The organism is Stenotrophomonas sp. TD3 (assembly GCF_001939825.1).
GTDB lineage: Bacteria > Pseudomonadota > Gammaproteobacteria > Xanthomonadales > Xanthomonadaceae > Stenotrophomonas.
The window spans coordinates 3,335,807-3,358,886 of sequence record NZ_MOYM01000001.1; the positions used below are offsets into that span (position 1 = coordinate 3,335,807).

Sequence of the window (23,080 nt, forward strand, 5' to 3'; positions counted from 1 at the left end):
TGCGCCAGGCGTGAACCGCTGTGGAAACGAAAAGGCCCGGGCGCCTGCGCACCCGGGCCTTTTCCATGCCTGCAGCGATCAGTTGCCGCGGCAGTCCTTCAGCCACAACACACGACCGATCTGGTCGTAGCTGTTGACCACGCCGGTCAGCGTGACCTTCTCGCGCGGGCGCAGGGCCAGCGCATACGCGGCCTGGTTGGCTGCGAACGAGCAGGAAATGGCCACGCGCTCAAAGTCGATGCTGCCATCGCTGGGCAGGTCGAAGCTGGTGTTGTAGGTGCCGCCACTGCGCAGCACGGTGGTGACGCGACCGGTGATGGCGTAGGTCTTGCCCTTGTAGCGTGGCTCGATCGCGGCCGGGTTGTCCTTGTTCTGGTTGCGCAGCTGGAAGCCGAAACGGTCGGCGGCAATGGTCACCACCGACGCCTGCGGAGTAGCCTTGGCTGCCTGTTCGCCAGCCTTGCCCGGCTTGATCTGGTTGAGCAGCTTGCACATTTCTTCGCGCACGCCGTCGGCGGGGGCGATGGCGCCCTTGTTGACCTTCACCACCATGCCGACGGTGCCCTGGCCGCCTTCGGAGGTGGCGCTGATGATCATCGGAATCGGCTTGTGGGCCATGGATTCCGGTTCTTCGATCAGCATCGAGCCGCCTTCCACGTCCTCGCTGAGGACGTCCATGTTGGCGTTCTTGGCGATCACCCGCATCTGGCCGATGGCGCTGGCCACGGTCAGGTCCGGGTGGGTGACCGACGAGGTGAAGGTCGTGCCGACGAAGGGATTGCCCTTCTTCTGGAAGTTGCTTTCGCAGGTCGCAGCGAAGGCCGGCGCGGCAGCACCGCACAACAGCGCGGCGATCAGGATCGGGTGCTTCATGGTTACAGTCCTTGTGAAATGGCAGCACAAGCCCGGGCCTTATAGGCCGGGCGGCGTCGAATCTGGCTTGCGGCGGCCCCTTTGCCCCGGGCCGGAGCCCGATTGTGGGGTGCTTCGGCGGTCGCCGCAATGCGCCCTGTGCTCCACACAGGGCGCAGGTGCACCTCAGCCTTCGAAGGCCGGCAGCTTCTGCTTCACCGCCACGTTCTTCAGTGTCACGTACTTCGGCAGGCCATCGGCGCCATAGGGAAGCGGCGCCTCGCCCTTGATCAGCGGCGACAGGTAGGCGCGTGCCTTGGCGGTGATGCCGAAGCCATCGCGGCGGATGAAGCCGGCCGGCATCTTCTTCTCGTGGTTGGCGATCTTCGACAGTGGCGCAGCTTCGATCTTCCAGCGATACGGCGCATCGCTGCTGCGCACGATCACCGGCATCACGCCGTTCTGGCCTTTCAGCGCCAGCTGCACGGCGGCCTTGCCGACTGCCTGCGCCTGCTCCCAGTCAGTCTTGCTGGCCAGGTGGCGGGCCGAACGCTGCAGGTAGTCGGGCAGCGCCCAGTGCACCTTCAGGCCCAGCTGGTCCTTGACCCGTGCAGCAAGGTGCGCGGCCACGCCGCCCAGCTGCGAGTGACCGAACGAGTCCTTGCCGCCGCCTGCGTCGGCGACGAAGCGGCCATCGGCGGTGGCGATGCCTTCCGACGCCACCACCACGCAGTAGCCGACACGCTCGACCACCGCCTTTACCTTGGCCAGGAATGCGGCCTCGTCGTAGGCGCGCTCGGGCAGCAGGATGATGTGCGGCGCTTCGTCATCATCGTTGCCAGCCAGGCCGGCGGCCGCGGCCAGCCAGCCGGCGTGGCGGCCCATCGCCTCGTAGATGAAGACGCGGGTGGAGGTCTCGGCCATCGCCGCGACGTCCAGCGCCGCCTCGCGCACCGAGACCGCGGTGTATTTGGCCGCCGAGCCGAAGCCGGGGCAGGTGTCGGTCACCGCCAGGTCGTTGTCGATGGTCTTGGGCACGCCGATGCAGGTCAGGTCGTAGCCGGAGGCCTTGGCCAGCTGCGAGACCTTCAGCGCGGTATCGGCCGAGTCGTTGCCACCGTTGTAGAGGAACCAGCGCACGTCGTGTGCGCGCAGCACCTCCAGCAGGCGGTCGTAGCGGGCGCGGTCGGCGTCCAGTGATTTCAGCTTGACCCGGCACGAGCCGAAGGCACCGCCCGGGGTATGGGCGAGGGCGCGGATCGCGGCGGCGCTCTCCTTGCTGGTGTCGATCAGCTCTTCGCGCAGGGCGCCGAGGATGCCGTTGCGGGCGGCCAGGACCTTGATGCCCTTGGCCCGGGCCTGCTCGATCACCGCTGCCGCCGTGGCATTGATGACGGCGGTGACACCGCCGGACTGGGCATAAAGGAGAGTACCGTTGCGCATGCTTCTACCTGCTCGGGGGAGGGGACATTGCAGGGACATTACCCGGATGCGGTAAAGTGGCGCTATTGCGGTGCAGCGATACCGGACCGTCCGGGACGCGAACCTTCTTTGTTTTCAACACGTTGGAGTCAGGTCAATGCGATTGGTTCTGTTGGGACCGCCCGGTTCGGGCAAGGGGACACAGGCGACGCGCCTGAAGGAAAAGCTGGGGATCGCCCACATTTCGACCGGTGACATGCTGCGCGCGGAAATCGCCGCCGGCACGGAGCTGGGCAAGCAGGCCAAGACGGTGATGGATGCCGGCAACCTGGTGTCGGACGACATCCTGCTGGGCATGCTGGAGTCGCGCCTGACCCAGGCTGATGTCGCCAAGGGCTTCATCCTCGATGGCTACCCGCGCAATGTGGCCCAGGCCAATGCGATGGACGGCCTGCTGGCCAAGATCGGCCAACCGCTGGATGCCGTGGTGCAGCTGGACGTGGCCACCGAGCTGCTGGTCGACCGCATCGCCGGTCGTGCCAAGGAGCAGGGCCGCGCCGATGACAATCCGGAAGCGGTGCGCCAGCGCCTGCAGGTCTACAACGACCAGACCGCCCCGGTGGTCGATTTCTACGCCGGCCGTGGCACCCTGGCCCGCGTCGATGGCGTCGGTGAGCTGGACGAGATCGAAGCCCGCATCCTGGCGGCGATCAAGGCCTGATCCGGCTGGGCCGGAGCGAACTGCCGGCTCCTCGGGCGCAAAAAAACACAGGCCTGGTCCGCGAGGATCAGGCCTGTGTCGTTTGATAGGCGCCAGCGAAGGGCTTGCTCAGGGCCCCGCAGCATGAGCTCCCTTGGGGATGGCCTCTTGGGGAGTAGGACCGGTTCGGGTACTGCGGCTGGCAGTTCGAATTGTGTCCGGGTTCACAGAACATCGCTATCGGGAATTCCCTGACAGCTGATTGGAGTTTTCTCACATCCCGTGTAGGGGTTGTCTTACCCGGGATCGGACATTGGCCCTATACAGCCGTCATCGGTCACAATCCTCGGTCATGAGCAGCGTACATATCCTTGCAATCGCCGGTACCTTCATGGGCGGCGTGGCCGCCCTGGCGCGGGAACTGGGCCACTCGGTCAGCGGCAGCGACCAGGCCATCTACCCACCGATGTCGACCCAGCTCGAACAGCTGGGCATCACCCTGGACCAGGGCTACCGTGCCGACAGCGTGCCGGCCGGCACCGACGAGGTGGTGATCGGCAACGCGCTGTCGCGCGGCAATGCCGCGGTCGAGGCCGTGCTCGACGCCGGCCAGCGCTACATTTCCGGCGCCCAGTGGCTGTCCGAGCAGGTGCTGCCGGGCCGCGACACGCTGGCCGTGGCCGGCACCCACGGCAAGACCACCACCACCACCATCCTTACCTGGCTGCTGGAAAGCGCCGGGCGATCGCCGGGCTTCCTGATCGGCGGCGTCGCCGAGGATTTCGGTGTCTCCGCCCGCGTGGGCCAGGGCCGCGAGTTCGTGGTCGAGGCCGATGAGTACGACACTGCCTTCTTCGACAAGCGCAGCAAGTTCGTGCACTACCGGCCGCTGGTGGCCATCCTCAACAATCTTGAATACGACCACGCCGACATCTTCCCGGACGTGGCGGCGATCCAGCGCCAGTTCCATCACCTGGTGCGGACGGTGCCGGCGCGTGGCCGCCTGATCGTCAACGGCGAGGATCAGCATCTGGCCGAAGTGCTGGCGATGGGCTGCTGGACCCCGGTCGAGCGTTTCGGATTCGATCCGTCGCTGGAGTGGCATGCCGAGCTGCTGGCTGCCGATGGCAGTGCGTTCCGCGTGCACCATCGTGGGCAGGCGCTGGGCGACGTGCAGTGGTCGCTGCTGGGACGCCACAACGTGCTCAACGGCCTGGCTGCGCTGGCCGCTGCGCATGCCGTGGGCGTGGCGCCGGCCGAGGTGATCCCGGCGCTGGCGCGTTTCCGCAGCGTCAAGCGCCGCATGGAAGTGATCGGCAGCCATGACGGCATCACCGTCTACGACGATTTCGCCCATCACCCGACCGCAATTGCCACCACGCTGGAAGGCCTGCGTGCCAAGGTGGGCGATGCGCGCATCGTGGTCGCGATGGAACCGCGCAGCAACTCGATGCGGCTGGGCGCACATGCGCAGGCGCTGGCACCGTCGCTGGCGCTGGCCGATGAAGTGGTGTTCCTGCATCGTCCGGAACTGGCCTGGGATGCCGCTGCGGTGATCGCCGCGGTGCGCGGTGAGGCGCACGCGGTGCCGGACACCGATGCATTGCTGGCGCAACTGCAGACCAGCGCACGCCCTGGCGACCATGTGGTGTTCATGTCCAATGGTGGCTTCGACGGCGCGCCGCGCCGCTTCCTCGCCGCGCTGCAGGCCCGATGAGCGTCGACAGCCTGCTGCCGCTGTTTCCGCTGCACACCACCCTGGTACCGGGTGCGGCGGTGGGCCTGCGCGTATTCGAGCGGCGCTATCTGGACCTGGTCCGCGACAGCGGCCGCAGTGGTGAGGGGTTTGGTGTCTGCCTGATCCTCGATGGCGAGGAAGTCGGCGCACCGGCGACACCGGCGGCCTATGGCGTGCAGGTACGCATCGAAGACTTCGATGTCGGCGCTGATGGCGTGCTGCAGCTGCGCCTGCGCGGAACCCGCCGTTTCCACGTCGAGCGTACCCGCGTGCGCGACAACGGCCTGGTGGTGGCCGACGTGCGCTGGTGCGAGGAAGACCCCGACGACGAACTGCGGCCGCAGCACGCGCTGCTGGCCACGGTGCTGGGGCACATCATCGAACAGGCCGGCGAGGCCTATGCGCCGTCCAACCCGGCGTTGCTGGACCAGGCCAGCTGGGTCGGCTGGCGGCTGGCCGAGCTGTTGCCGCTGAGCGAGCAGCAGCGCCTGCAGCTGCTGCAGATGGACGACCCGCACCAGCGCCTGCAGCAGTTGCTGGGCTGGATGCCGTAGCAGCCTACCTTGGGTGGGTGTGCACCTTGGTGCACACGCTGGGGCATGCGTGGAATCCCATCCACGCATGGCGTGGATCTACTGTAGAGCCGAGCCTGTGCTCGGCTCTACAGTGAGTGATCGCGCACCGGTGCCGGTCAGGGCGTGGTGGTCTTCAACCGCAGCACCGGCAGCCCGGTTTCGCTGTGCACATCCTCGCGCTGCGGCAGGTCCTGCACGGCGTCCTTCACCGCGTTCAGCGCCGGGTCGACGCCACGCAGCGGGTGCCACATGCCGATCCATTCGAAATGACGCTCGTAGCGCAGGGTCTGCGCGCTGCCCAGCCATAGTGGCGTGCTGCCCGGTTGCAGCTGGGCCGGCGCCGGCCACAGGCGCAACACGTAGCGCTCATCCGGCTGCGCACCCTGGCGCACCATCAGCAGCGCTTCCACCCGTGTTTCCAGCGTGGCCGGTAGCACCGGCAGTTCGTCGGCACCGGTGTTCTTGTCCAGCATCAGCAGCGCCTCCTGCCAGCCGGCCTGTTCCTGCCGCTTCCAGCCGCGTGCTTCCAGCTGCGCCTGCAGCGGCGCCAGCGGGCCCGCCACCTGCACGTCCAGCGGCCAGCGCTGGTCGTCGTCGAACTCGTTGCGGCGCGCCGGCAGCTTCGCCCAGTCGTGCTGCCACCAGGCCTGCATGTCCATCGCCTGCGGGGCCGGCAGGGTCGGCTCGAAGCGTTCCAGCTTCACCGGAATATGGCGCGGTGCGTACCACATCGCGGCGACGGCGAAGACGCCGTAGAACAGCCAGGCCACCGGCTTCACCCAGAACGAGCGGTTGAAGCGGCGGCGGTAGGCGATGCCCAGCACCAGCAGCCAGAACGTGCCGAACAGCATGCCGCCGATCACATCGCTCAGCCAATGTGCGCCCAGGTACAGGCGCGAGAAGCCGATCAGGCTGACCACGATGCCCGATACCAGGTACGGCCAGACGCGGGTGCGGCCCGGCATCTCGCGGGCGATCAGCACTGCGAAGAAGCCGAAGGTGATGGTGGCCATGGTCACCGACACCGACGGGAAGCCGAAGCCACTGCTGGCATCGACCGGTCGCACCACATCCACGGTGGCGCCGAGCAGCATGGTCAATGCCAGGCCGAAGGCGAGGGCGGCCAGCCAGTGCGCGGCCGCCATCCAGCGCCGGCGCCAGATCAGGTAGCCCATCGCCGCCGCGGTGGCCGGCAGCAGTACCTGCCAGGCGCCCAGTGACGCCAGCGCGGCCATCGGGTAATCGGCCAGCGGGTTGCGCAGCGCAAGCATGGCCTGGTGCACCAGCAGGTCGATCGCCAGCGGTTCACCATGCGCGACCACCACGGTGAGCAGCGCGAACCAGCCCCAGCCCAGCACCAGCAGCATCAGCGCCAGCATCGCCAGCGGCACCGACTCACGTCGCTTCGGGTCCAGCACACCGACGGTATAGCGGCCCAGCGTCGGGTGGCGGTTGGACCAGTCGAGCAGGCGCGCCAGCCAGTTGTCCATGCGTGCGGCCGACCAGCGGTAGCCGTACAGCACGATCGCCCAGACCAGGCCGAGGATCACCGCCAGCAGGCCGACCACCACGACCAGTCGCCCGGCCACCGCAGCCACCGCGTCGTAGGCCTCGCCAAGCACCCAGCCCGGTGCCAGGAACAGCACCGCCCACGAAATGCTGGCGATACCACTGGCCTGCATGTAGCGGCTGGCGGGCATCTTCATCATGCCGGCGATGGCCGGCACGAACGGGCGGATGGCGCCCACGTAGCGTGCAATCAGGATGCTCTTGAAGGCATTGCGGCGGAACAGGTTCTCGCCGCGGTCGAGCAGCTGCGGGTAGCGGCTGAACGGCCACACGCCACGCAGGCGATCGCCCCAGCGGCGGCCGATCCAGTAGCTGATGCCATCACCGGCGAACGCACCCAGCGCCGCCGCCGCCACCGCATACGGCCCGGAGATCTGGCCCAGGCCGATGAACACGCCCACTGCGAACAACAGCGGCAGGGCCGGCACGATGGCACCGAGAATGATCACCGCATCGCAGAAGGCGATGAGGAAGATAACGGCACCCGCCAGCACGGGGTGAGCGGCAATCCACGCGAGGGTGGCGTCGATCCATGAAGAGTCCATTGCCCGATTATAGGGGCGTGAAGGTGACTGGTTCCCAGCCGCTTCGTGACCGTTTGCAACGGGCGCCATCGCCTAGAATGGGCACATGCCGCATTCGCCAGACACGCCCTCGCACGCCCTGAAGGCCGACAGCTTCGGTCGCATCCTCCTTGTGGAGGGGCCTGCCGGCCCCTTCGTACGCCGTGATCTGGGCGCCACGCCGCTGTGGTTGCGGCTGCCGGCCTGGTGGCTGGCCCGCCGCGAAGCACGCGCGCTGCGCCACATCCACGGCATGGCCGATGTGCCGCAGCTGCTGGCGTGGGATGGCCGTCATCTCGACCGCAGCTTCATGGCCGGCGATGCCATGTACCAGCGTCCGCCACGCGGCGACCTGGCCTGGTTCCGTTCGGCACGGCGGCTGCTGCAGCAGCTGCATCGCAATGGCGTGGCCCACAACGATCTGGCCAAGGAAGCCAACTGGCTGGTCACCGACGATGGCCGCCCGGCATTGATCGACTTCCAGCTGGCGGTGATCGGCAACCCGCGCTCGCGCTGGATGCGCCTGCTGGCCCGCGAGGACCTGCGCCATCTCCTCAAGCACAAGCGCATGTACTGCCGCGAGTCGCTCACCCCGGTGGAAAAGCGCGTGCTCAAGCGCACCTCGTGGGTGCGCGAACTGTGGTTCGCCACCGGCAAGCCGGTCTACCGCTTCGTCACCCGCCGCATCCTGCATTGGGAAGACAACGAAGGGCAGGGGCCGAAGCCGTGAGCCCTGCGCAGGTGGTGAGCGGCCCGCCGAGCGCGGGCAGCGTCCTGCGCCCACAGCTGGCCGGCGCCGACTTCGTGCACGCCTGCCAGGCGACGACCCGTCGCGATGGGCGCTCGGCCTTGCAGGCCTATCGCGACATGGCGGCGTCCATTCCCGGCTGGTTCGATGGGCTGATGGCGCTGCGCAATCGCGGCATGCGCCTGCTCGGCATGAAGCACCTGGGCTCGTTGCGTGCGGTGCAGGACATCGCGCAGCCGTGTCCGGGGCAACGGCTGGGCATCTTCACCCTGCAGTCGCTGGACGATGATGCCATCGTGCTGGAAGACGACGACCGCCACCTGCGTGTGCAGCTGGCCCTGCAGTGGCAGGGTGACGTGCTGGAAGTGGCGACGGTGGTGCATACGCACAACGCGTTCGGGTGCGTGTACATGCTGCCGGTTGCCCCCGTGCATCGGCTGATCGTGCCGCGTCTGCTGGAGAAGCAGGTGCAGGCGTACCGGTAGATCCACGCCATGCGTGGATGCATCAAGCAATTCAATGGTCGCGTGCAAGTGCCAGATGATTGCCGTTGAAGACCCCTTCCATCTGTTCGCAGCGCTCGCCTGGAATCGGGAACGAGAGAGTCGCATGGAAGCAACGTCGCGCCGTCCTGGCGCGGCTACGCATGCGGACGCGAGGGGGAAATTGTGAAGCGAGTTGCTGCTTGGCAGTGCCGTGTTGCTACGGCACTGGCGCTGTGCGTGGTCGCAGGTTCGGTCTCGGCAGTCGAGCCCTACCAGGAATACCGCAAGCTCATTGAGTCCGCTCAGAACCTGACGGCGCTGAAGGATGATCTTTTCGGCGAGAGCGTCAGCCTCTACAACGGCAAGACTGAGTTTGCCGTCACCGATGTCAGCCTGCCAGGCAACAACGCGGAGCTATGAGCGGCGGGGTCGGAGGGGCGTTGATCGGTGCCATTGGTCGAGGGACAGTTACAGTGGGTGGAGCTGTCGCGATTCAAGCGGTGACCAATGCCTTCACGGGAGCGGGCAGTGTTCTTGCTCAGAATGCCTATGAAGGAAAGCCCACGTCCGGTGCGGAGCTTGCGTCAGCGACGGCGGGTAGTGTCGGTGGCGGTCTAGTTGCGGGCGGAATTTGTGTGGCTGCTGGTGATTTTGCGGGAGCTGCGGCCAAAGGGAATCTACAAAGGATGGTCGCCTCCTCTGCACCCGGGGTGCCAAATATGGCCCATGCGACCGCGTCAACTGCAGCAGCTATTCCGAAGCAGAGCTTGGGGCAGGCCACCATGTCACAGACCGCCCAGGCATCAGCTCAGATGGCGACTGGGGCAGCACAAAAGGAACTGGAGAAAAAGAAGTGAAGACATCAACACGTTCTTTGTTGGTTTATGAGATAGGAGGGGGGCTGTTCTTTGCGCTGATCTACGTCATCCTTGACTACAGAGGAATTGGCAACGCGGCCCGAATTGCTCTTTACCCATTTCTTGTGTTTCAAGCCTTTCTACTGTTGTCATATTTTGTAGATGCCTGGAAGGGTGGATGGCGTCGCTGAGTTAGAATGCTGGCAAAATAACGGAAATGAGCAACCCAATGCGTACCGTTTCCAGCGTCGAACGAGCGTTGATTGAAGCTGTGGCAGTTCGTCTGCCTGCGGCCTCTGCTTCGCAGCTTCAAGTCGACCTGGCTTCCGCAACCGCCGTGGAAATGGGTCTTGGTGGAGCTCGGGTGGGATTCGTCATTTCCGGATATGAGCGTCCGCCGTACCAAGGCCAGCACGCGTATCCCGTCGAGCTGCAGATGCACGACGCAGATGGTGCTGAACTCACGCCGATTCTTCATGCGGACGCAAGTGGCCGCCTGCTGGAGCTGGAGATCATCCGTTGGGATGGTGCCGAGCTGATATCTCCGCAGATCGAGAGCCTGGTCTGCTATGCATGAGGTGGCGAAGAAGAATTCTGGTGACGACAAGGGCAATGTGCGGAATGCCTGCCTTGAAGAGCCACTGGACGTCGCGGAAGCGCTTGCGATGTACCAGCGCTTGAAGCTTGAACGAAGCGATGCGGCGTTCGTCGCCGACTTCATGGTGTTCTGTTGGCAGGCCGTTGATCCCGGGCGCGTCGCCGCATTGGACTTACCTGGGGACGTTGTGGATGCGTGCGCTGATCAGCTATCCCTGTTGATGCGGATGGTTGACCAGCAGGATCAGCAGTGCGGGGCACCAGCTTTCTGGAAGCGCTACATCGAGTGGGCGGACTACGCCATCGATTTCCCGCTCGATGAACGCAAGCGGTTCATTTGTGAGGCACCTGGCTACCTGGAGCCGGCATTTTCTGTATTCGTGGCCACTGGCGGCGCGGAGATGAGGTCTGAGGCGATGGAGCTCCTGGCCGAGTACTCCGGGTCTGGCAAAGCGCGGGCTGCCTATGTCAGATCGGTGATCGAGAGTCGGCTCAGCTCTGAAGGGTCATATGGTCATCAACCCGTCGGTGGCTGATGGGTGCCAAATGGGTCTGCCCATCACAAGGGAAAGTGGTCGATGTGCAACGGTCTGAATAGTGCAGGCGGTGTCGACCTGCTGTGTTCCCCGTTTCGTAGAAAGCTCGCGACATCCAGACCAGGGACAATCCGCAAGAGCATCATTGAGGTGATGTATGTGGTATTCTGCGCATGCCATTTTTTACTATGAATGCGAAGGGCAGGACTCGTTTCTTGTCCATGAAAACGTCTATCTCCTCAGTGCGGATAGCGAAGAGCAAGCTCTCGACAATGCGAAAGCGCTTGCCTCTGAGTATGAGGATCTGAGCGGCCGCCTGATGGGTGAAGACGGTAGACCGTCCCTCTATCGATTCGCAGGAATCCGCAAGCTGATATCAGTAGAGACTGATGAGGACACTGCCGAGGGACGCCTGCACTCCGGTGTGGAGGTCACGTACTCCGTCATGGCGGTGGATACGTTGGATCAGGTGAGACGTCTTGCCCGTGGTGATGGCGTGGAAGTGCTATACCAGGAGTAGAAACCTAGAGCCGAGCATGGCTCGGCTCTACAGACGCCGGTGACCTTAGGGAGTCGCCGGCACCACCTGCTGGCCGATGAAGTTGCGCTTGGCGTCGAAGTCGTAGGCGATCTGCAGTTGGCCCACATCCGGGCAGGCGTGGCAGTCGCGTAGCGGCGTGCGGTACAGCAGGCGGATGCCGCCGCCCTCCAACGGTGTAGCTCCGGCCGACTGCGCAGGCGCGAACGGCGTGGCCTGCGGGTTGGCCTTCAGCAGCTCCTGCACGGCCGGGTTTGCACGCAGGGTGTCGTCCAATTGCACGGCATCCACATCAATGCGCTTGCCGCTGGCGTCGACCAGGCGGGTGCCTTCGTTGGTGTTGGCGCGGAACGGGTATTCGACCGTGGCTACGCCAAGGCCTTCGTTCTCGTGCCAGGCGGTCACATAGGCCAGCTCGCCGCCGGTGGACAACTGTTCGGCGGCGGTGATCGCATCGGCGCTGGCGCCACCGGCGCGCATCGCATCGCGCAGGCACTCGCGGGTGGCCGCATTCTCGCCCTGGCGGCAGGCGTTGAGGTCGCCATCCCACACCACTGCCTCGCTCCAGCGCAGCTTGCCGTCGGCGGCGGCCTTCTCTGCGCTCGGCGCGTCACCGGCAGGCGGCTCCTTGCCGGGTTCCGGCGAACGGCCCTGGCAGGCGGTCAGCAGGGCAAGCCCCAGGGCAGGCAGCAGCAGGCGGGAACGGCGCATGGCGTGGACCTCGTGCGTTGACTGGAGGTCCGAGTATCGTCAAGGCCGGGTGAACTCCGCGTCGGCGCGGCATACTAGCGGCTCATTGCATACGCTGGAGTGTGGAACGTGGGCAGTCTGCAGGGCAAAACCCTTTTCATCACCGGTGCCTCGCGCGGCATCGGCCTGGCCATCGCACTGCGCGCTGCGCGCGACGGGGCCAACGTGGCGATCGCGGCCAAGTCGTCGGTGCCGAATCCGAAGCTGCCGGGCACCATCCACACCGCGGCCGAGGCCGTTACCGCCGCCGGTGGCCAAGGGCTGGCGCTGAAGTGCGACATCCGCGAGGAGGAGCAGGTACAGGCCGCAGTTGCGGCCACGGTCGATACCTTCGGTGGCATCGACATCCTGATCAACAACGCCAGCGCGATCTGGCTGCGCGGCACGCTGGACACGCCGATGAAGCGCTTCGACCTGATGCAGCAGGTCAATTCGCGTGGCAGCTTCCTGTGTGCGCAGGCCTGCCTGCCGTACCTGCTGCAGGCGCCGAACCCGCACATCCTCACCTTGGCGCCGCCGCCGAGCCTGGAGCCGAAGTGGTGGGGCGCGCATACCGGCTACACGCTGGCGAAGATGGGCATGAGCTTCGTCACCCTCGGCCTGGCCGCGGAATTCGGCCCGCAGGGGGTGGCGGTGAACGCGCTGTGGCCGCGCACGGTGATCGCCACGGATGCGATCAACATGATTCCGGGCGTGGATGCGGCTGGCTGCCGTACGCCGCAGATCATGGCCGACGCCGCGCACGCGGTGCTGGTGCGTGAAGCGGCCGGCTTCCACGGCCAGTTCCTGATCGACGATGAAGTGCTGGCGCAGGCGGGCGTCACCGATCTTTCGGGCTATGCGGTGGATCCGTCGCGACCGTTGCTGCCGGATCTGTTCCTGGATTGAGCCAGGGGATCCACGCAGGGTGTGGCTCTACTGAAACCGCACTGATTCTGTCGTAATCGGGCGCGCGGATTGCGACATGGCGTCTCCCCGGCCCCGGCCTGACAGGCTCTGGGGCCCAGGGAGTGCAGAGAATCTGGCACGGGGTGAGGATGGGGGCTTTTCTGCTACTGGAAGGATTCGTCTTGACCCTCACCGCACGCTCCGCCCCGATCGTCCTGCTTGCCGCGCTCGCAGGTCTCGCCGGTTGCAAGCCGTCGACCGCAGTGTCTGCTGCGGACCCAGGCTTGGAAAAGATCAACGCCTACATCGAGTGCTACAACGGCGTCGAACAGCCCATCCACGAAGGCTTCCAGACCTACACGGGCTGGATGAAGGACCCCAAGGCGGGGCCGACCGGCAAGGAAGCGCAGCCGCGCTCACCCGGCAAGGTGTTGTCGCACCGCGTCGAGTACTGCGGCCAGCCGCTGACCGATGCGCTGGCAAAGACGCCTGCTACCTCGCTGGATGCGCCCGCGCGGCAGTACCAGCAGGCGTTCCAGGCACTGAACACCCTGGTCGAGCGCGCTGATGGCTATTTCACCCGCGAAGATTATCGTCGCGATGGTGGTGAAGGGATGCGGAGCCAGCATGCCCCGCTGATGCAGGCCTATGCTGAGTTCTTCAAGGCCAGCGAAGCGATGGATGCGGCGCTGGAAAAGAACGAGAACGATCGTCGCGCCGCGCAGCTGAAGCAGATCGAGGAACGCGAGGGCCGCTCGCTGGCGTATTACCATCTGCGCCTTGTCGGTGACGGCAAGCAGCTGGCGATGGCGTTCCAGGGCGACGCACCGGATGTGGCGGCATTGCGCGGCCAGCTGGCCGACTATCAGGCGCTGGTGACGGAAATCCAGAATGGTGGTGTCGGCAAGGACGACCCGATGTGGGGCCATGTGCAGCGCTCGGCGGACAAGCTGGTACGCACGGCCGGGCGCGGTCTCGAGCGCCTGGAGCAGGGCAAGCCGATCACCGCCGATGCGCTGGCGGCCGAGCGCAAGGCATCGGGCAGCTGGCTCACCACCGATCCTGAGGGGGCGCAGTCGACGATTCTGGATGCCTACAACGACCTGGTGACCACCAGCAACCGCATGCGTTGAGGAGGATCCACGCATGGCGTGGATCTACCGAGGGGCGCGCCGGGCCATGCCCGGCGCGCACCCTGTTGTTTCGGTAGTGCCGGCCGCTGGCCGGCATGACCCTCAATCAATGGCTGAACGCATCCGGTAGCTCACCCCCGCACTTGCGGCAGTGGCGCGCATCCGGTTCATGCCCTTCCAGCCCGCAGTGCGGGCAGCCGCGGGCATCGCGGCGCGCGGCCAGCTCGGCTTCACGCATGGTGCTGGCCAGTTCGGCGGTGTAGATGCCGGTGGGCACGGCGATGATGCTGTAGCCGATCAGGATCAGCACCGACGTGACGAAGCGGCCGAGCACGGTCTGCGGCACGATGTCGCCGAAGCCGACCGTGGCCATGGTCACCACTGCCCAGTACATGCTGGCCGGGATGTTGGTGAAGCCGTGTTCGGGGCCCTCGATCACGTACATCAGCGCACCGGCGATGATGGTGATGGTGATCACCGTGAACAGGAACACCAGCACCTTGCGCCGGCTGCGCCACAGCGACGTCATCAACACGCCGCTTTCCTCGATGTAGCGGGTCAGCTTGAGGATGCGGAACACGCGCAGGATGCGCAGCGCGCGCACCACCAGCAGGCTCTGCGCGCCGGGGATGAACATCGACAGGTAGGCGGGCAGGATCGACAGCAGGTCGATGATGCCCCAGATGCTCACCGCGTAACGCAGCGGGCGCTTGACCACCGCCAGCCGCAGCAGGTACTCGGCGGTGAAGATGATCGTGAAGCCCCATTCCAGGATGTACAGGCCGGTGGACCATTCGGCATGCAGGTGCTGCACGCTGTCGATCATCACCACCAGGATGCTGGCGATGATCGCCACCACCAGGATCAGGTCGAAATTGCGCGAGGGCCGCGAGTCGTGGCGGTAGATGATGTCGAACCACCGGCGGCGCCAGCCGGTCTCGGTGGCGGGGTTCAGCTGGGGGGCAGAAAACGGTCGCATGGGCGCATTGTGCCGCAGGGGTTCCGGCGCGAGAATGGGGATTCCTGAACCCTGCCGACTGCCATGACCGCCGCTACCGATCCGCTGATCTCCCTTTCGCACTACTACCTGCCGGTCTACAAGCCCCGCCAGGTGGTACTGGAGCGAGGCCAGGGCGCCCGCGTGTGGGACAGCCAGGGCCGTGAGTTCATCGACCTGGCCGCCGGCATCGCCGTGTGTGGCCTGGGCCACAACGATCCGGACCTGGTGGCCGCACTGGTCGAGCAGGCCGGCAAGCTCTGGCACACCAGCAACGTGTTCTACAGCGCGCCGCCGCTTCACCTGGCCGAGGAGCTGGTGAAGGCCAGCCGCTTCGCCGAGCGCGTGTTCCTGTGCAATTCCGGCGCCGAAGCCAACGAAGTGGCGATCAAGATGGTCCGCAAGTGGGCCTCCAGCCAGGGTCGCCCGGCCGACAAGCGGGTGATCATCACCTTCCGTGGCAGCTTCCACGGCCGCACCATGGGCGCGGTGACCGCTACCGCCCAGCCGAAGTACCAGGAGGGCTACGAGCCGCTGCCCGGTGGCTTCCGCTACATCGATTTCAACGATGAGGTGCAGCTGGAAACCGCGATGGCCGCCGGCGACGTGGCGGCGGTGATGCTGGAGCCGATCCAGGGCGAGGGCGGGGTGATGCCGGCCAAGTCCGGCTTCCTCAAGCGCGTGCGCGAACTGTGCGACCAGCACAACGCACTGCTGGTGCTGGACGAGATCCAGGCCGGCATGGGCCGCACCGGCACGCTGTTCGCGCACTGGCAGGACGATGTGGTGCCGGACATGGTCACCCTGGCCAAGGCACTCGGTGGCGGCTTCCCGATCGGCGCGATGCTGGCCGGCCCGAAGGTGGCCGAGACCATGCAGTTCGGCGCGCACGGCACCACCTTCGGCGGCAACCCGCTGGCCGCTGCGGTGGCCCGCGTGGCACTGCGCAAGCTGGCCTCGGCGGAGATCGCCGCCAACGTCAGCCGCCAGTCGAAGGCGCTGCGCGATGGCTTCGCCCGCATCAATGACGAGTTCGGTGTGTTCAGCGACGTGCGTGGCCGCGGCCTGATGCTGGGCGCGGTGCTGAGCAAGGACTTCGCTGGCCAGGCCGGTGCGATCCTCGACCATGCCGCCGAGCAGGGCCTGCTGACCCTGCAGGCCGGCCCGGACGTGCTGCGCTTCGTGCCGTCGCTGAACATCACCGACGAAGAAGTGGCCGAAGGCCTGAAGCGCCTGCGCGTGGCAATTGCCGCGTTCATCGCCGCGCGCTGACACCGGCAGCGATAGCTGTAGAGCCGAGCCCATGCTCGGCTCATCGCAGTGTCAGGCAACAGCAGCCGAGCATGGGCTCGGCTCTACAGTGGTTCACGCAATCTGGTAACGCTTCAACACCTTGCCCAACCCCCGGCCATCGCGCACGGTTTCCGCGTGCAGGCCGGCAGCGCGCGCGCCACGCACATTGGCGAACAGATCATCGACGAACAGCGTGTGCGAAGGCGCCACGCCGAGTGCGTCGAGCGTGCGCTGGAAGACCTCCGGTGCGGGTTTGCGCAGGCCGAAATCGGCGCTGCAGAACACGCGACCCTGCAGGGCAGGGAACAGTTCCGGCAGCAGGGTGGGCAGCGCCTGCGCCATCAGCGCGCCATTGTTGGTCAGTACCGCCAGTGGCAGCTGCAGGGCCTGCAGTCGCTGCAGCATCGCGTACTGCGGATGGCTGGCGGCCTGGCGTGCGGCGATCCAGCTGGGTACATCGACGGTCCTGCCCAGCAACGCTCCCAGCCGCGCCAGGTAGGCCGGTCCGTCCAGCGTGCCGTTGTCATGCGCCGCTTCCAGTCCGCTGTCATACAGCGCCGCCTGCACCGCCGCAGCAGGAACCTCCAGCGCCTGCGCCAGGTGCAGCACGCGCTGCGCGCGCTGGTACTGCACCAGCACGCCATCCACATCCAGCAGCAACAGATCGATCCGCATCGGACGAGCATGCCATTGCAGTGAGTGCGCGGGAAACCCTGGAGTTGGCATGCGACAGACGGTCGCAGACGGCGCCACAGGGGCCTGCCTAGAATGGCGCTTGAATCCGCAGGAGATGCAACGATGAAGGCTTGGATGGTGGCAGTGGGACTGGGTGCGCTGATGCTGGCGCCGTCGGCGATGGCACGGGTGTGTGCGGTGAGCATCGACAGCACCGACCAGATGAGCTTCAGCAGCCGCGAGATCAAGGTCGCCGCCGATTGCAGTGCGGTGGACCTGACCCTGCGCCACACCGGCAAGCTGGCCGCCACCGCGATGGGCCACAACTGGGTGCTGACCCGCACCGCCGATTACCAGCCGGTGGCGATGGCGGGCATGCGCATGACCTTGGCCGACAGCTACCTGCCGAAGGCCGACAAGCGTGTGCTGGCACACACCAAGGTGATCGGCGGCGGCGAGACCACGCGCGTGCGCTTCTCCACCCAGGGCCTGCAGAAGGGGGGGGATTACACCTTCTTCTGTTCGTTCCCCGGCCACTTCGCGATGATGAAGGGCAAATTCGTCTTCGGTTGATGCCGTCTGTAGAGTCGAGCCATGCTCGACTGCTCTGTGCCAACCAAGGTTGGCACCTACCAGATGCGGCAGTGCCAACCAAGGTTGGCACCTACCAGAGCGGGCTCAGCCCTTGGCGGCCTTGAATGCCACGCGTGCAGCGGCGAGGGTGGCCTCGATCACGGCATCGTCGTGCGCGCTGGACAGGAAGCCGGCCTCGTACGCCGACGGCGCCAGGAACACGCCCTGGTCCAGCATCGCGTGGAAGAAGCGGTTGAACGCCGGGATGTCACAGGCGGTGGCCTGCGCATAGGTCTCCACCTTCTCACTGGTGAAGAACAGGCCGAACATCGCGCCCACGCGGGTGGTGGTCACGGCCACGCCGGCTTCGGCAGCGGCCGCTTCCAGGCCGGCACACAGGCGCGCGGTGCGCTCGGCCAGGTCGGCGTGGAAACCCGGTTGCTGGATCAGCTCCAGCATCGCCAGGCCAGCAGCCATTGCCACCGGGTTGCCGCTCAGCGTGCCGGCCTGGTAGATCGGGCCGGCCGGCGCGATCTGCTGCATCAGTTCGCGACGACCGCCGTAGGCACCCACCGGCATGCCGCCGCCGATGATCTTGCCGAAGGTGGTCAGGTCCGGGGTGATGCCGTAGTGCGCCTGCGCACCGCCGAGGGCGACGCGGAAGCCGGTCATCACTTCGTCGAAGATCAGCAGCGCGCCGTGCTTCGTGCACAGTTCGCGCAGGTGCTGCAGGTAGCCCTCGCGCGGCGGGATGCAGTTGGCGTTGCCGACCACCGGCTCGATGATCAGGCCGGCGATATCGTCACCCTGCTGCTCGAACAGGGCGGTGGCCGCTTCGAAGTCGTTGTAGGGCAGGGTCAGGGTCAGTTCGCTCAGGCCAGCCGGCACGCCCGGCGAGGTCGGCACGCCCAGGGTCAGCATGCCGCTGCCGGCCTTGACCAGGAACGAGTCGCCATGGCCGTGGTAGCAGCCTTCGAACTTCACGATGCGGTTGCGGCCGGTGGCACCACGCGCCAGGCGGATCGCCGACAGCGTGGCCTCGGTGCCGGAGTTGACCATGCGCACCATCTCGCACGACGGCACCAGGCAGGTGATGGTCTCGGCCATGGTCACTTCGGCCGCGCACGGCGCGCCAAAGGACAGGCCGTTGTCGATCGCCTTCTTCACCGCCTGGCGCACGGCCGGGTGGTTGTGGCCGACGATCATCGGGCCCCAGGAACCGACGTAGTCGATATAGCGGTTGCCGTCGACGTCATACAGGTAGGCGCCGTCGGCGCGCTCGACGAAGAACGGTTCGCCACCGACCGACTTGAACGCGCGTACCGGCGAATTGACGCCGCCCGGCAGCAGCTGCTGGGCGCGGGAGAACAGGGCGTGGGACTGGTCGTGGTTCATGCGGATTTCCTGGGCGTTACGCGAACTGGGCGAGGTAGGCGCGCTGGACCGCAACCGGGTCTTCGGCGGCGAACACGCTGCTGACCACGGCGACCAGATCGGCGCCGGCGTCGATGATGGGACCGACATTGTCCGGCGTCAGGCCGCCGATCGCCACCCGCGGCACGCCCAGTGCGGCGCTTTGCCGCAGCAGGTCGGTATGGGCGCGGCTGGTGGTGATCTTGGTGGTGGTCGGGAAGAACGCGCCGAAGGCCACGTAGCTGGCGCCGGCGGCCACGGCCCTCTCGGCATTGGCCAGCTGGTCATAGCAGGAGGCGCCGATGATGGCCTCGGGGCCGAGCAGGGCGCGCGCGCTGGGGATGTCCCCGTCGGTGCCGCCCAGATGCACGCCGGCCGCACCCACCGCCCTGGCCAGTGCCGGGTTGTCGTTGACGATCAACGGCACGCCGTGTTCCGCGCACAGCGCCCGCAGCGCGGTGGCCTGCTCCCGCCGCAGCGCGTCGCTGGCGGTCTTGTTGCGGTACTGCAGCCAGGTGGCACCCGCGGCCAGCAGCGGCGCGGTACGGGCCAGCAGGCGTGCGGTATCGGGCTCGTCCGGGGTGATCAGGTAGACGCCGCGGGGCGCCGGGGAAGCAGAAGTCATCGATGGCTACCGGTGAGTGGACCGCGATGGGACAATGGCGGCCCGTGAATCCAGCACTGATTATCCGATGAGCGATGCCACCCCCACCACCTTGCGCACCTGGATGTGCGTGGTCTGCGGCTTCCTTTACAGCGAGGCGGAAGGCTTGCCGGAGGAGGGCATCGCGCCGGGGACGCGCTGGGAGGACATTCCCGAGACCTGGACCTGCCCGGACTGTGGCGTGACCAAGGCCGATTTCGAGATGGTCGAGGTCGATTGATCGCAATGGCCGCCGGGCATGGCCCGGCGCTAGCGGTGGGTGCGGACCGTTGGGGTGGGTGCGGACCGTTGGTCCGCACACCTGACAGAATCAATGCAGCCGTGGCATCGGCCCGCCGAGGTCGATCAGCTTCTCGCGCAGCCACTGCGCATCGCTGGCTTCCGGGTTGCGCTTCAGGTACTGCCCCAGATCGTGGCGGGCACCGGCCAGGTACTCCAGCTGCAGGTAGGCCAGCCCGCGGTCACGCAGCGCATCGTCCTGCTCCGGGGCCAGCTTCAGCAGGCGGTCGGCACTGCGCGCGGCGCGGTCCCATTCGCCGGCCTCGGCATACACGCCGTGCAGGTTGCGCAGCATGCGCATCAGGATCGCGCGCGCGGGCGCCGGGTCGAGGATCTGCGCCAGCACCTGGTCGTCGGGCATCTGCCCGCCCAGGTGTGACTTGGCGCGTTCGCGCAGTTCGTCCACGTCCAGCGGGCGACCACCATTGAACGGGTCCATCACCAGGACGCCGTCGTCCACCGGCAGGCGTACCAGGAAGTGGCCGGGGAAGGACACGCCGTCGAGCGGAATGCCCAGCCGGCGCGCGACTTCCATCTGCACCAGTGCCAGCGAGATCGGGTTGCCCAGGCGACGCTCGAATACCTGGTTGAGGTAGCTGTTGCGCGGGTCGTAGTACTCGTCGTGATCGCCGCTGTAGCCCAGCTCGTCGAACAGGTGGCGGTTGATCGCCGCCATCTTCAACGGGCTGTTGTCGATGCTCTCCACTTCCGAGCGGAGGTGGTCGACGTGGCTCTGGATCAGCGCGTCGTAGGTGGACGGCTGCAGATCGGGGTATTCATCGCGCGCGATCAGCAGCGCGGTCGGCAACAGTGGCAGCGCCTCGTCTTCGAGGTCGGCCAGTGCATCCCAGTCGGGGAGTGTGATCCGGTCCTGCATGGTCACAGACTGGCGTCATTCGCAGGCGGTTTCAAGCGGTGCCGCGTGAAAAATTCAGGGGTCAGATCCCTTTCGCGTGCGAAAGGGATCTGACCCCTGCAGGGTTGCCGGCCAGCGGCCGGCACTGCCGCGGGCAGAGCCCTTGTTACTCGATGCCCGGGCCGAAGGTCAGCTGGGTGCCGTCCTTCAGCTGCAGCTTCTCGGCCTGGCCGGCGTTGAGCTCCAGCACGTACCGCGCCGGGCCACCGCTGGGATAGGGCGGGCACATGTCGCCGGCCGAGCACGGCGGGACGTCGCGCTGCTGGCTGACCAGCCTGCGCTGGCTGTCGAAGTACAGGATGTCCAGCGCGATCTTGGTGTTCTTCATCCAGTACGCCTGCATTTCTTCGCGGTCGTGGATGAACAGCATGCCGTGGTCGGCCGACATCTGGTCGCGGAACATCAGCCCGCGCGCGCGGGTTTCATCGTTGGTGGCCAGCTCCACCTGGTAGCGGGCACCATCCAGCTCGACCCAATGGCGGGCCGCGTCGGTGGCACAGCCGGCCAGGGCCAGCAGCGGAAGCATCAGCAGCGAACGCAACAGCGACATCGTCAGGCTCCTTCGTAAGGGTCAGAGCACGACCGGCGGCTCGCCGCCGACGATCACCACATCGGCGCGACGGCGCGCGAACAGGCCGACGCAGACCACGCCCGGCAGCTGGTTGAGCTCGCGCTCCAGCTTTTCCGGATCGGTGATCTGCAGGTTGTGGATGTCCAGAATCTGGTTGCCGTTGTCGGTGACCACGCCTTCGCGCCAGGTTGGCTGGCCGCCGGTCATGTCGCGGATCTGGCGGGCGGCCAGGCTGCGCGCCATCGGGATCACTTCCACCGGCAGCGGGAACTTGCCCAGCACCGGCACCTGCTTGCTCGGGTCGACGATGCAGATGAAGCGCTCACTGGCCTCGGCGATGATCTTCTCGCGGGTCAGCGCGGCGCCGCCGCCCTTGATCAGGCACTTGTTGGCATCGCACTCATCGGCGCCGTCCACGTACAGCGACAGGTTGCCGCTGTGGTTCAGCTCGATCACCTCGATGCCGTGCTGCTTCAGGCGCGCGGTGCTCTGCTCGGAGCTGGACACGGCGCCCTTGATGCGGTGCTGGATGCGGGCCAGGGCATCGATGAAATAGGCCACGGTGGAACCGGTGCCGACACCGACGATCATGCCGTCTTCGACGTATTCGATGGCTTTCTCGGCGGCCAGGCGCTTGGCTTCGGACATGGGAGAACTCTCAGGCAGGGATCAGGATTTCTTTTCCAGCGACAGCAGCAGCTTCCACTGCGCGGCGGTCACCGGGAACACCGACAGGCGGTTGCCCTTGGCAACCAGCGGGAAGCCTTCGCCCAGTTCCTCGGCGTGCAGCTTGATCTCGTCCAGCGCGATCACCTGCTTCAGCTTGCGGTCGAAGGCCACGTCCACCAGCATCCAGCGCGGGTTCTCGCGCGTGCTCTTGGGGTCGTAGTAGTCGGATTTTGGATCGAACTGGGTGTCGTCCGGATAGGCCGTGCTGGCCACCGTGGCCAGGCCGACGATGCCGGGCACCTTGGTATTGGAGTGGTAGAACAGGATGCCGTCGCCCACCTGCATGCCATCGCGCATGAAGTTGCGCGCCTGGTAGTTGCGCACCCCGTTCCAGGGTTCGACCTTGACCTTGGCCAGGTCATCGATGGAGAAGGCGTCCGGTTCGGACTTCATCAGCCAATAGCGCTTGCGGGCGGTCATGCGTTCACGGGGGCAGCGGAGGGGAACAGGGTGCCGTCTTCGGTGCAGATCGCATCCACCGGCACGTCCCACGACGCCGCCGGCAAGGACTCGACCTGCTGCACCGCGAATGCAGCACCGACCAGCCAGGGCGGCGCCGGCCGGTCGTGGCGGAAGGCGAAGCTGCGATCATACCAGCCGCCCCCCATGCCCAGCCGCCGGCACTGTGTGTCGAAGCCCACCAGCGGGGTCACCACCAGCGCCATCTGCGCCGGTTCCAGGGTGTCTTCCACGGCCACGTCCGGCTCGGGAATGCCGTAGCGGTTGCTGGTCAATGCTTGCCCCGGCCGCCACGGTGCGAAGCGCAGCACGTCGCCGGCCAGTACCGGCAGGCAGTAGGTGAGTCCTTCGGGCAGCTGCAGTTGCCAGCGATGCAGGGCGATTTCGCCATCCAGCGCCCAGTAGCCGGCCACGGTGCCTTCGCGCGGGGCGAACGGCAGGGCCAGCAGGGCATCGGCAAGCGATTCGGCGGCGGCGATGCGCTCACCGGCGGAAAGGTCGCGGCGGCGTTGCCGCAGGTCGTGGCGCAGGGCCTGGCGCGGGTCGGTCATGGCAGCGTG

The 23,080-nt window shown here is 66.4% G+C and carries 28 protein-coding genes; 15 read left to right on the forward strand and 13 right to left on the reverse strand.

What is annotated here, in order from left to right; genetic code table 11:
- Positions 1-78: 78 nt before the first annotated feature.
- Together BKE09_RS15505 and BKE09_RS15510 are read right to left on the reverse strand one after the other, a co-directional pair.
- Positions 79-873, reverse strand: a complete 795-nt coding sequence (locus BKE09_RS15505; protein ID WP_075676320.1) for a hypothetical protein — start codon at positions 871-873, stop codon at positions 79-81.
- A gap of 165 nt (positions 874-1,038) precedes the next feature.
- A complete protein-coding gene (locus tag BKE09_RS15510; protein ID WP_075676321.1) occupies positions 1,039-2,295 on the reverse strand; it encodes a 6-phosphofructokinase in 1,257 nt (418 codons plus the stop codon).
- Positions 2,296-2,431: 136 nt separating this feature from the next.
- Between BKE09_RS15510 and BKE09_RS15515 the strand changes: the two genes are divergently transcribed.
- The 3 genes from BKE09_RS15515 (at position 2,432) to BKE09_RS15525 (ending at position 5,266) form a co-directional block, all read left to right on the forward strand.
- Entirely contained in the window at positions 2,432-2,995 is a 564-nt protein-coding gene (locus tag BKE09_RS15515) for an adenylate kinase (protein ID WP_014038375.1), read from the forward strand.
- A 331-nt stretch (positions 2,996-3,326) separates the two neighbouring features.
- Positions 3,327-4,691 (forward strand): UDP-N-acetylmuramate:L-alanyl-gamma-D-glutamyl-meso-diaminopimelate ligase, encoded by a 1,365-nt coding sequence (gene mpl / locus BKE09_RS15520; protein ID WP_075676322.1) that lies wholly within the window; start codon positions 3,327-3,329, stop codon positions 4,689-4,691.
- Positions 4,688-5,266, forward strand: a complete 579-nt coding sequence (locus BKE09_RS15525; protein ID WP_075676323.1) for an LON peptidase substrate-binding domain-containing protein — start codon at positions 4,688-4,690, stop codon at positions 5,264-5,266. Before mpl ends, BKE09_RS15525 begins: the two co-directional genes overlap by 4 nt.
- 137 nt (positions 5,267-5,403) lie before the next feature.
- Here BKE09_RS15525 and BKE09_RS15530 read toward each other — a convergent pair whose 3' ends face one another.
- The gene (locus BKE09_RS15530; protein WP_075676324.1) at positions 5,404-7,401 is read right to left on the reverse strand and encodes a bifunctional DedA family/phosphatase PAP2 family protein; all 1,998 of its coding nucleotides are present in this window, start codon (positions 7,399-7,401) and stop codon (positions 5,404-5,406) included.
- A gap of 85 nt (positions 7,402-7,486) precedes the next feature.
- On the opposite strand from BKE09_RS15530, the gene BKE09_RS15535 reads away from it, so the two are divergent.
- The 7 genes from BKE09_RS15535 to BKE09_RS15560 all read left to right on the forward strand — a co-directional run bounded on the left by BKE09_RS15535 (position 7,487) and on the right by BKE09_RS15560 (position 11,162).
- The gene (locus BKE09_RS15535) at positions 7,487-8,149 is read left to right on the forward strand and encodes a serine/threonine-protein kinase (RefSeq protein ID WP_014038371.1); all 663 of its coding nucleotides are present in this window, start codon (positions 7,487-7,489) and stop codon (positions 8,147-8,149) included.
- Entirely contained in the window at positions 8,146-8,652 is a 507-nt protein-coding gene (locus BKE09_RS15540; RefSeq protein WP_075676325.1) for a DUF2867 domain-containing protein, read from the forward strand. The genes BKE09_RS15535 and BKE09_RS15540 overlap by 4 nt, the downstream gene beginning before the upstream one ends.
- 183 nt (positions 8,653-8,835) lie before the next feature.
- Positions 8,836-9,072: a hypothetical protein gene (locus BKE09_RS15545; protein ID WP_139319663.1), complete on the forward strand. Its 237-nt coding sequence runs from the start codon at positions 8,836-8,838 to the stop codon at positions 9,070-9,072.
- Positions 9,073-9,152: 80 nt separating this feature from the next.
- The gene (locus BKE09_RS23540) at positions 9,153-9,509 is read left to right on the forward strand and encodes a hypothetical protein (protein WP_170871754.1); all 357 of its coding nucleotides are present in this window, start codon (positions 9,153-9,155) and stop codon (positions 9,507-9,509) included.
- Positions 9,510-9,738: 229 nt separating this feature from the next.
- A complete protein-coding gene (locus BKE09_RS15550) occupies positions 9,739-10,086 on the forward strand; it encodes a hypothetical protein (RefSeq protein ID WP_075676327.1) in 348 nt (115 codons plus the stop codon).
- Position 10,087: 1 nt separating this feature from the next.
- Positions 10,088-10,642, forward strand: a complete 555-nt coding sequence (locus BKE09_RS15555; RefSeq protein ID WP_075676328.1) for a hypothetical protein — start codon at positions 10,088-10,090, stop codon at positions 10,640-10,642.
- Positions 10,643-10,799: 157 nt separating this feature from the next.
- Positions 10,800-11,162 (forward strand): DUF4288 domain-containing protein, encoded by a 363-nt coding sequence (locus tag BKE09_RS15560; protein WP_075676329.1) that lies wholly within the window; start codon positions 10,800-10,802, stop codon positions 11,160-11,162.
- A 45-nt stretch (positions 11,163-11,207) separates the two neighbouring features.
- Here BKE09_RS15560 and BKE09_RS15565 read toward each other — a convergent pair whose 3' ends face one another.
- Positions 11,208-11,891 (reverse strand): hypothetical protein, encoded by a 684-nt coding sequence (locus tag BKE09_RS15565; protein WP_075676330.1) that lies wholly within the window; start codon positions 11,889-11,891, stop codon positions 11,208-11,210.
- 108 nt (positions 11,892-11,999) lie between these two features.
- Here BKE09_RS15565 and BKE09_RS15570 point away from each other — a divergent pair, with 108 nt between their 5' ends.
- The gene (locus tag BKE09_RS15570; protein WP_014038366.1) at positions 12,000-12,818 is read left to right on the forward strand and encodes an NAD(P)-dependent oxidoreductase; all 819 of its coding nucleotides are present in this window, start codon (positions 12,000-12,002) and stop codon (positions 12,816-12,818) included.
- A gap of 149 nt (positions 12,819-12,967) precedes the next feature.
- On the forward strand, positions 12,968-13,951 hold the full coding sequence (locus tag BKE09_RS15575; protein ID WP_075676331.1) for a YiiG family protein: 984 nt from the start codon (positions 12,968-12,970) through the stop codon (positions 13,949-13,951).
- Between the two features lie 106 nt (positions 13,952-14,057).
- Here BKE09_RS15575 and BKE09_RS15580 read toward each other — a convergent pair whose 3' ends face one another.
- The gene (locus BKE09_RS15580) at positions 14,058-14,930 is read right to left on the reverse strand and encodes an ion transporter (protein ID WP_075676332.1); all 873 of its coding nucleotides are present in this window, start codon (positions 14,928-14,930) and stop codon (positions 14,058-14,060) included.
- 63 nt (positions 14,931-14,993) lie between these two features.
- Here BKE09_RS15580 and BKE09_RS15585 point away from each other — a divergent pair, with 63 nt between their 5' ends.
- Positions 14,994-16,220 (forward strand): acetylornithine transaminase, encoded by a 1,227-nt coding sequence (locus BKE09_RS15585; RefSeq protein ID WP_075676333.1) that lies wholly within the window; start codon positions 14,994-14,996, stop codon positions 16,218-16,220.
- A gap of 93 nt (positions 16,221-16,313) precedes the next feature.
- On the opposite strand, the gene BKE09_RS15590 is transcribed toward BKE09_RS15585, so the two are convergent.
- Positions 16,314-16,916 carry an HAD-IA family hydrolase gene (locus tag BKE09_RS15590; protein WP_075676334.1) on the reverse strand — a complete coding sequence of 201 codons (603 nt, stop codon included), beginning with the start codon at positions 16,914-16,916 and terminating at the stop codon, positions 16,314-16,316.
- Between the two features lie 123 nt (positions 16,917-17,039).
- Here BKE09_RS15590 and azu point away from each other — a divergent pair, with 123 nt between their 5' ends.
- Positions 17,040-17,489 carry an azurin gene (azu, locus tag BKE09_RS15595; protein ID WP_075676335.1) on the forward strand — a complete coding sequence of 150 codons (450 nt, stop codon included), beginning with the start codon at positions 17,040-17,042 and terminating at the stop codon, positions 17,487-17,489.
- Between the two features lie 105 nt (positions 17,490-17,594).
- Here the strand turns inward: azu and hemL are convergent, their stop codons facing one another.
- The gene (gene hemL / locus BKE09_RS15600; protein ID WP_075676336.1) at positions 17,595-18,884 is read right to left on the reverse strand and encodes a glutamate-1-semialdehyde 2,1-aminomutase; all 1,290 of its coding nucleotides are present in this window, start codon (positions 18,882-18,884) and stop codon (positions 17,595-17,597) included.
- Positions 18,885-18,900: 16 nt separating this feature from the next.
- A complete protein-coding gene (gene thiE, locus BKE09_RS15605) occupies positions 18,901-19,527 on the reverse strand; it encodes a thiamine phosphate synthase (RefSeq protein WP_075676337.1) in 627 nt (208 codons plus the stop codon).
- A gap of 34 nt (positions 19,528-19,561) precedes the next feature.
- Between thiE and BKE09_RS15610 the strand changes: the two genes are divergently transcribed.
- Positions 19,562-19,786 carry a rubredoxin gene (locus BKE09_RS15610; RefSeq protein ID WP_083663102.1) on the forward strand — a complete coding sequence of 75 codons (225 nt, stop codon included), beginning with the start codon at positions 19,562-19,564 and terminating at the stop codon, positions 19,784-19,786.
- A 90-nt stretch (positions 19,787-19,876) separates the two neighbouring features.
- Here BKE09_RS15610 and BKE09_RS15615 read toward each other — a convergent pair whose 3' ends face one another.
- From BKE09_RS15615 to BKE09_RS15635, 5 genes are all read right to left on the reverse strand, one after another.
- A complete protein-coding gene (locus BKE09_RS15615; RefSeq protein ID WP_024957828.1) occupies positions 19,877-20,722 on the reverse strand; it encodes a SirB1 family protein in 846 nt (281 codons plus the stop codon).
- 145 nt (positions 20,723-20,867) lie between these two features.
- Entirely contained in the window at positions 20,868-21,311 is a 444-nt protein-coding gene (locus tag BKE09_RS15620) for a DUF192 domain-containing protein (protein WP_075676338.1), read from the reverse strand.
- A 21-nt stretch (positions 21,312-21,332) separates the two neighbouring features.
- Entirely contained in the window at positions 21,333-21,980 is a 648-nt protein-coding gene (gene rpiA, locus BKE09_RS15625) for a ribose-5-phosphate isomerase RpiA (protein ID WP_075676339.1), read from the reverse strand.
- A 21-nt stretch (positions 21,981-22,001) separates the two neighbouring features.
- The gene (locus BKE09_RS15630; protein WP_014648290.1) at positions 22,002-22,481 is read right to left on the reverse strand and encodes an EVE domain-containing protein; all 480 of its coding nucleotides are present in this window, start codon (positions 22,479-22,481) and stop codon (positions 22,002-22,004) included.
- Entirely contained in the window at positions 22,478-23,071 is a 594-nt protein-coding gene (locus BKE09_RS15635; RefSeq protein ID WP_075676340.1) for a 5-formyltetrahydrofolate cyclo-ligase, read from the reverse strand. The genes BKE09_RS15630 and BKE09_RS15635 overlap by 4 nt, the downstream gene beginning before the upstream one ends.
- Positions 23,072-23,080: the final 9 nt, after the last annotated feature.